Raw genomic sequence first — 7,584 nt, forward strand, 5'->3', positions numbered from 1 at the left:
AAGACAAGATCAAGAGATCGCAGCCTCGTTTCACTCGACAGCTCCTACAGGATTCAGGTCAGGCTGGAGAGATAATCCCACGGATAAATCCCGCGCTCATGCCCGTCACTGAACACCAGCTGCAAACCATATCCCTGCGGGTTCAGTTCGACCACGCTCACACGCTCATCGACCAGCGGCGTCATCCCGCGCAAACGAAACGCCCGGCATTGCGAACACGGACACTGCCGGCGCAGTTCGGCGTGGCCGAGCAGTTGTTCTCGACCATCCGGCCAGCCCAATCGCAACTGCTGTTTGCTGCGGGAATTGCCAATCGCCACGGGGTTCATTGCAGCTGACTCAAGGCGATGCGCACGGCTTTGCGCACTTCCGGATCGCCGTCGTCCTGTGCGGCCTGCAACGGTGCGATGGCGCCGCGATCGTTCAATTCGCCAAGGGCCAGCGCGGCTTCCTTGCGCAGGTTGCTGATGCGATGGCCGAGGGTTTCGATCAGCGGATCGAGGGCCGGAGCGTAGCGCAAGCGGCCGAGACTGCGGGTCGCGCGCAGGCGCACTTGCCAGTAATCGTCGGTCAAGGCTTCGACCAACGCCGAGCCCGCATCTATGTGTCCGACCTTGCCCAGCGTGGTGGCGGCTTCCTCGCGCACTTGCCAGGCTTCGTCCCTCAGTGCCTGACGCAGCGCCGGCAGGACTTGTTCGTCGGAGGCCAGACCCAATGCCCCAGTGGCGGCGCGGCGAACTTCGACGTCCGTATCGGCGCTGGCCAGTCGCGCCAGTGCCGGCAAGGCATCGAGTTGTTTGAGCCAGCCCAGCACACCGACCGCTTCACGCCGGACGCTGGCGTCCTTGTCGTCCAACGCGAGCAACGCCGCTGGCGCCGCCTCGGCAAAGCGCAACTCGCGCAAGGCCCTGAACGTCGCGATACGCACGCCGATGTCGGCATGCCCGGTCCACGGCAGAATCACCTTCCCCGCCGCTTCACTCTTGAGCAGGCTGAGGCTTTGCGCAGCGGCAGCTTGCACCGCATCCGATGGATCGGTGAGTGCCTGGCACAGCGCCTCGACCACCGGCGCGTCCTCCCAGGCTTCGAGCAACCGCGCGGCTTCGGCGCGGACCTCCGGGGCCGGGTCTTCGGCCAATCGATTGACCAGCCACAGCAGGCCGTCCGGCTCTTCCAGGTCAGCCAGCTCGATCAGCGCGATGCGGCGCACGCCGGCATCGTCATCGGTCAGGCGCGGTTGCAGGGCGAGAATGTCTTCGTTATCGGTTACATCGAATAGTGAGGTCATAGGGCAAATCGCGGCAGTTTGTTTTCTGGGGGAAGTCCGAGAGGGTTCAGGCGAGGCAGCTGCCGACCGTCTTCGTGACGCAACAGTTCGAGGCAGTGACGCTTCAAACGGGAGAACTCATGGCTCGTCACCAGTTCAGTGGTGCGTGGCCGGGGGAAATCCAGGCGCAGGTCTTCGATGATCCGGCCGGGCCGTGTACTCATGACCAGCAGGCGATCGGCGAGGAACAGCGCTTCGTCGATGTCGTGGGTGACAAACACCACGGTAGTGCGAATGCGCGTCCAGATGTCCAGTAACAGTTCCTGCATGTTCAACCGGGTCAAGGCATCGAGGGCGCCAAAGGGTTCGTCCATCAGCAACAGCCGTGGACGATTGACCAGCACCCGGGCGATTTCCACCCGTTGTTGCATGCCGCCGGAGAGTTGATCGGGCCAGCGCTCGGCAAAACCTTCGAGGCCGACCAGGGCGAGGATGTCGTCGGCGGCCCGGTGCCGTTCAGCCTTGCCGACGCCGCGCATTTTCAGACCGAAGGCGACGTTGTCGCGCACCGTGCGCCAGGGAAACAATGTGTGTTGCTGGAACACCATGCCGCGCTGCGGCGACGGGGCGGACACCGCAGCGCCATCGACGTTGAGGCTGCCGGTACGCGGTTGCAGATGGCCGGCCAGGGCGCCGAGCAACGTGGATTTGCCGCAACCGGACGGCCCGAGAATGCACACGAACTGCCCCGGTTCGATCTGGCAGTCGAGGCCCTGCACGGCTTCGAAGGCCGCACTGCCCTCGCCCAGGCTGATCGACAGTCCGCGAATATCGATACGCCCTTCAGGGTGTTGAAAAACGCTCATCAGGCTTTTCCTCGTGGTCGATGCCAAGGCGTGAACAACCCGCCCAGGCGTTTGATCAGCAGACTGCTGCCCATCCCGAGTACGCCGATCAGCAACATGCCGACCACGATGTCGGGGTAGTTCTGAATGGTGTAGGACTCCCAGGTGTAATAGCCGATGCCGTATTGGCCGGAGATCATCTCGGCGGTCACCAGACAGAACCACGAGGTGCCCATGCCGATGGCGAGGCCGGTGATGATGCTCGGCGCGGCGCCTGGCAGAATCACTTCCAGCAATATCGCCCGGCGCCCTGCTCCGAGGCTTTTTGCCGAAGCGATCAACCGTGGATCAACGCCTTCCACACCGTGCACGGTGTTGAGCAGGATCGGGAACAAGGCGCCGGTGAAGGTGATGAACACCATCGACAGCTCCGACGACGGGAACATCAGGATCGCCAGTGGAATCCACGCCACGGCCGGAATCGGACGCAGCACTTCCAGCGGCGGCAGCAACAGATCCTCGGCCCATTTCGAGCGGCCGATCGCCAGACCCAACGCGACGCCGATGATCAGCGCCGCGAGGTAACCGGCGAACACCCGGCTCAGGCTGCTGCTCAGATGCCGGGCGAGTTTGCCGGAATCGCCAAGGCCGAATGCGGCTTCGATCACTGACAGCGGCGTGGGCACGTTGGCGAAGGTGACGAGGCCGAGGTTCCAGTGGTGGCTGGCGGCGAGTTGCCAGAATACGAGGCAGAACAGCAAGGATGCGGCTCTTGGAATCCAGCGTGAATATGATCCAGACATACACATTTCCCGATGACGTACCCCTGTAGGAGCTGCCGAAGGCTGCGATCTTTTGATCTTGTCTTTAAAAAGATCGCAGCCTCGTTTCACTCGACAGCTCCTACAGGGGGACCGTGGTGTTGGGGGGTTAGCGCACCGCCACAGCCTGCGCAGTGGCATCCGTGAAGTCGAACACCTTGCCGCCCTGCGCCGATGCAAATTGCTGGGCCTGGCCCTTGAGCAGGAACGCACTCAGGCGGCCCTTGGCATCACTGGCAAACCACGCCTGATCGGCCAGCAGCTTGATCCCGCTATCGCTGGCCTGGGTGTACACCGCGCGGATGTTCTTGCCTTCCTGTTTCAGCACGGTCAGCGCAGCAAACGCCGATTCCGCCGAGGCGTACTGACGGACTTTCGGCTCGCCGCGCACCCAGATTTCGGCTACATGGCTGAAGTCGGTAATGGCCTTGCCGCTGGATGCATCCACGGCTTTGAGCGGCGTCTGGGCGTAGTTCGCCAGTTGCGCGGTGTAATCGAGGTTCGACGCTTTGAAGGCAGCGCGGATGTACTGATCGTCGATGAAGGTATTCAGATCGAGACCTCGATCGGCCTTCTTCAATAGCTTGAGGGTGTCGATGGCAGTGCCCACAGCCTGGCGGTATTCCGGTTTCCAGCTCAGGTCACGGGTCTGCACGCCCAGCGGGCCGTGGAACAGGTAGTTGACCTCGGCATCGACGCCAGTGACTTTGGCGATCAGTTCGCTGTACTTCTCAGGCTCGGCGGCGAGCAGTTGATTGGCTTCGATGCTGGCACGCAGATAAGCGACAACAATCTCCGGGTACTTTTTCGCGTAGGCCTGATCGACCAGCGCACCGTGGAAGGTCGGCGCGCCGGCCTGGGAGCCGTCGTAGATCTTGCGTGCGAAGCCCCGGCTCGGGAACAGCTCGGCGAACGGTACGAAGTCGGCGTGGGCGTCGATCTTGCCGGCCTGCAACGCAGAACCAGCGACTTCCGGCGGCTGGGCGATGATGTTCACATCCTTGAGCGGGTCCCAGCCTTGAGCCGCCACGGCACGCAGCAACATGCCGTGGGCGGTGGAAGCGAACGGTACGGAAATGGTCTTGCCCTTGAGCTCGGCCAGCGACTGCACGCCCGACGCGCTCGGCACCACGATGCCGTTGCCGCTGCCCTTGGTGCTACCCGACAACACGCTGATAAACAGGCTGTGCTTGCCCGCCGTTTCGAACGCCACGCCGTTGAATGAACCCGGGAAATCAGCCATGGCGCCAAAGTCGAGTTTGCCGGCGACCATCTCATTGGTCAGCGGCGCGCCGCTGGTGAAGTTCTTCCACTCCACCTCGTACCTGGCGTCTTTGTATTGGCCGTCGTGGGGCAAGTATTTGTCCAGCAGACCGAGCTCGCGAATCAACAGACCGCCGGCGGCGCAGTTGATCGTGGTGTCCTGGGTGCCGATGGCAATGCGGATGGTTTCGGCCGAGGCCGACAAGGTGAATGAAGCCAGTACCAGACCGGCCAAAGCTGCACGCAACATCATGGTGTTTCCCCTCGAATCATTTATAGGATGTTCGTCTCCGCCACGATCAGGGCGTGGTGGGAAACGAGGGGTGTTTTTCAATTCAGCGTCCGGTGTCGCCGGATGGCATTTTTTGGGGTGTTTGTACGGGCCTCATCGCTGGCAAGCCAGCTCCCACAAGGTTCTCTGGTGCCTGCGAAATCTGTGTCCCACTGCAAATCCCTGTGGGAGCTGGCTTGTCGGGTCGCCGCATCGCAGCGATGGCGCTCTGTCATTCAGCGCAACAGGTACGGGATTTCGACTTTCACCGCCCCGGTCGGGCAGTCCTTTTCACAGGGCATGCAGTACCAGCATTCATCGAAGGCCATGTAGGCTTTTTGCGTGGCCGGGTTGATCGCCAGCAAGTCCATCGGGCAGACGTCGACGCACACGGTGCAGCCCTTGTGGGCGATGCATTTGTCCTCGTCGACCGTGACGGGGGCGTTGGAACGGAAGAAAATTTCCTGAGGTTGGTAGGCCATTTCACGGTTTCTCTCTAGTGTCTTGCTCAAGCCGCATCGGCGCCGACCCGCAACCGGTCGTAAGCCTGCATTTCGTCCACGTCGAGCGGGATGATGTAAGGCTCGACAGCTTTCTTGAAACTGGTCATCAGGCCGTTTTTGCCCTTCTTCAGGTGGCAATGGCAGAACCAGTCGCTGTCGTTGCGCTGCGGGTGATCGACCCGATAGTGGTAAAGCCCCCAGCGACTTTCGGCACGGAACAGCGAGGCGCGGCCGGCCATTTCGGCGCAGTCGCGGATCATGCTGACTTCCATGGCGCGCATCAGTTCGTGGGCGTTGTGGGCCTTGATCTGGTCGAGGTCTCGCTGGATGTCGCTGAAACGTTGCAGACCGATCTGCATCTTCTTGGTCACTTTCGGCGGTTGCAGGTAGTCGTTGACGAAGCGCCGCAGCTTGTATTCGACCTGAGCCGGTGGCAGTCCGTGTTCACGATCCAGCGGTGCGTAGACCCGTTGTTTTTCGGTTTCGATCTGCTGGGCATCCAAGGCCGAAAACTCACGTTCGGCGACAAAGTCCGCCGCGTTGTTACCGGCAAACCAGCCATAGGTGAACGCGCCGAGCATGTAGTTGTGCGGCACGGCAGCCATGTCCCCCGCCGAGTACAAACCCTTGACCGAGGTCTCGGCCCGCTCGTTGACCCACACGCCAGACGCCGAATGACCGCTGCAAAAACCGATCTCGGAGATGTGCATCTCGACCATCTGCGTGCGGTAGTCGGTGCCGCGATTGGCGTGGAACTGGCCGCGACTCGGGCGCTCGTTGCTGTGCAGGATTTCTTCGATGTTCTGGATGGTTTCTTCGGCCAGGTGATCGAGCTTGAGGAACACCGGACCGTTGCCGCTTTCGAGTTCCTGGTGGAACTCCCACATCATTTGCCCGCTCCAGTAGTCACACTCGATGAAGCGTTCGCCCTTGTTGTTGGCGGTGTAGCCGCCCAAGGGACCGGTGACGTAGGCGCAGGCCGGACCGTTGTAATCCTTGATCAGCGGGTTGATCTGGAAGCATTCCAGGTTCGCCAGCTCGGCCCCGGCGTGGTAGGCCATCGAGTAACCGTCGCCGGCATTGGTCGGGTTTTCGTAGGTGCCCATCAGGTAGCCCGAGGACGGCAGGCCCAAGCGCCCGGCGGCACCGCAGGCGAGGATCACTGCCTTGGCCTTGATCACATGAAAGTCGGCCGTGCGGCAATCGAAACCCATCACGCCGTTGACCGCGCCCTCTTCATCCGTGAGCAAACGGGTGCAGACCAGGCGATTGGTGATGCTCACCCGCGCCCGCTTCAACTGCCGGTACAGGACTTTCTTGATGTCGTGTCCTTCCGGCATCGGCAACACGTAGGCGCCCATGTGATGGACCTTTTTCACCGCGTAGTCGCCGGTCTCGTCCTTCTCGAATTTCACGCCCCAGCGGTCCAGTTGCTCGATGGTTTCGAAGCTGTGGGTGGCGTAGGCATACACCGCTGCCTGATTGACGATGCCGTCGTTGGCGATGGTGATTTCCTTGGTGTACTGCTCCGGTGTCGAGTGGCCGGGAATGATCGCGTTGTTCAGGCCATCCATGCCCATGCTTATCGCACCGCTGCGCTTGACGTTGGCCTTGTCGATCAACAACACCCGCAGATCGCGGTTACGTTCCTTGGCCTTGATCGCTGCCATCGGGCCGGCCGTGCCGCCGCCGATGACGACGATGTCGTATTCCTGTTCGAGGGTGTTTCGCGTCATGCCTGCTCCCCTTTTTGCCGGTCGATCCGCAGGCGGTACTGGAAGGCATCGCCACGGTAGTAAAGGTGTTCGAAGTCCAGCGGCTGGCCTGCGGCGTCGTGGGTCAGACGCTCGATGCGCATGATCGGCGAGCCCGGCTCGACATTCAGTGCCTGGGTCAGGTCGCTGTCGGCCAGCACCGCGTCGATGGCCAGATCAGCATGGCCGAGCGAAACGCCGCAGTCGTTTTCCAGGATCAGGAAAATGTCGCGAGTCACCAGATCCGCCTTCTCCAGACGCTCGCCAATGGCTTTGGGCAGGTAGGTGATTTCCAGCGAAATCGGCTCGCGGTTGATCAAACGCACCCGTTTGATCTGCGCCACGGTCTCGCCTTCGGCAACCTGCAAACGTTCGGCGACCAGTTTGTCGGCGGCGATGAATTTGAAACTGCGCAGGCGGTTGATCACCTCGTAGCCGCGCCCGGTCATCGACTCGGCGAGGCCTTGCAGGGTGCTGACGTTCTGGAAGGTTTTCGGCTTGGCGACGAACGTGCCTTTGCCGTGGATCTTGAAGATCAGCCCTTCCTTTTGCAGATCGCCGAGCGCCTGGCGCACGGTGATGCGGCTGACCTTGAACAACGCGCCGAGCTCGCTTTCGGAAGGCATCTGGCTGTCTTGCGGGTATTCGCCGTCGAGAATGCGGGCACGTAGTACGTCGCGCAGTTGGGTGTGCAGTGGGACGCTGCTCAGGGATAGAACGTTATCGGTCATGAAGATCACTTGTTATAACGAGTTATGACGTGATCTTAAAGTTCTAATGACGGGCTTGAGAAATATTGTTTGGGCATAAGGTTAAGCAGAATCAAAAGATCGCAGCCTTCGGCAGCTCCTACAGGAATG

8 protein-coding genes are annotated in these 7,584 nt (G+C 61.3%); all 8 read right to left on the reverse strand.

Annotation, left to right across the window (positions count from 1 at the left end):
* Positions 1 to 53: 53 nt before the first annotated feature.
* Positions 54 to 329, reverse strand: coding sequence for a DUF971 domain-containing protein (locus tag ACW9JC_RS26975; protein WP_416126446.1), 276 nt, complete (start codon positions 327 to 329; stop codon positions 54 to 56).
* Entirely contained in the window at positions 326 to 1,288 is a 963-nt protein-coding gene (locus ACW9JC_RS26980; RefSeq protein WP_457458815.1) for a HEAT repeat domain-containing protein, read from the reverse strand. The genes ACW9JC_RS26975 and ACW9JC_RS26980 overlap by 4 nt, the downstream gene beginning before the upstream one ends.
* On the reverse strand, positions 1,285 to 2,133 hold the full coding sequence (locus tag ACW9JC_RS26985; protein ID WP_457458817.1) for an ABC transporter ATP-binding protein: 849 nt from the start codon (positions 2,131 to 2,133) through the stop codon (positions 1,285 to 1,287). Before ACW9JC_RS26985 ends, ACW9JC_RS26980 begins: the two co-directional genes overlap by 4 nt.
* The gene (locus ACW9JC_RS26990; protein WP_457458819.1) at positions 2,133 to 2,915 is read right to left on the reverse strand and encodes an ABC transporter permease; all 783 of its coding nucleotides are present in this window, start codon (positions 2,913 to 2,915) and stop codon (positions 2,133 to 2,135) included. Before ACW9JC_RS26990 ends, ACW9JC_RS26985 begins: the two co-directional genes overlap by 1 nt.
* A gap of 127 nt (positions 2,916 to 3,042) precedes the next feature.
* Entirely contained in the window at positions 3,043 to 4,449 is a 1,407-nt protein-coding gene (locus ACW9JC_RS26995) for an ABC transporter substrate-binding protein (RefSeq protein ID WP_457458821.1), read from the reverse strand.
* A 254-nt stretch (positions 4,450 to 4,703) separates the two neighbouring features.
* Complete coding sequence (locus tag ACW9JC_RS27000) at positions 4,704 to 4,949, reverse strand: 4Fe-4S dicluster domain-containing protein (protein ID WP_003180418.1); 246 nt, start codon at positions 4,947 to 4,949, stop codon at positions 4,704 to 4,706.
* 26 nt (positions 4,950 to 4,975) lie between these two features.
* Positions 4,976 to 6,706: a fumarate reductase/succinate dehydrogenase flavoprotein subunit gene (locus ACW9JC_RS27005; RefSeq protein ID WP_457458823.1), complete on the reverse strand. Its 1,731-nt coding sequence runs from the start codon at positions 6,704 to 6,706 to the stop codon at positions 4,976 to 4,978.
* Positions 6,703 to 7,455 (reverse strand): GntR family transcriptional regulator, encoded by a 753-nt coding sequence (locus tag ACW9JC_RS27010; protein ID WP_338581129.1) that lies wholly within the window; start codon positions 7,453 to 7,455, stop codon positions 6,703 to 6,705. The genes ACW9JC_RS27005 and ACW9JC_RS27010 overlap by 4 nt, the downstream gene beginning before the upstream one ends.
* Positions 7,456 to 7,584 lie beyond the last annotated feature (129 nt).

This window comes from Pseudomonas sp. SDO5591_S426 (assembly GCF_054070755.1).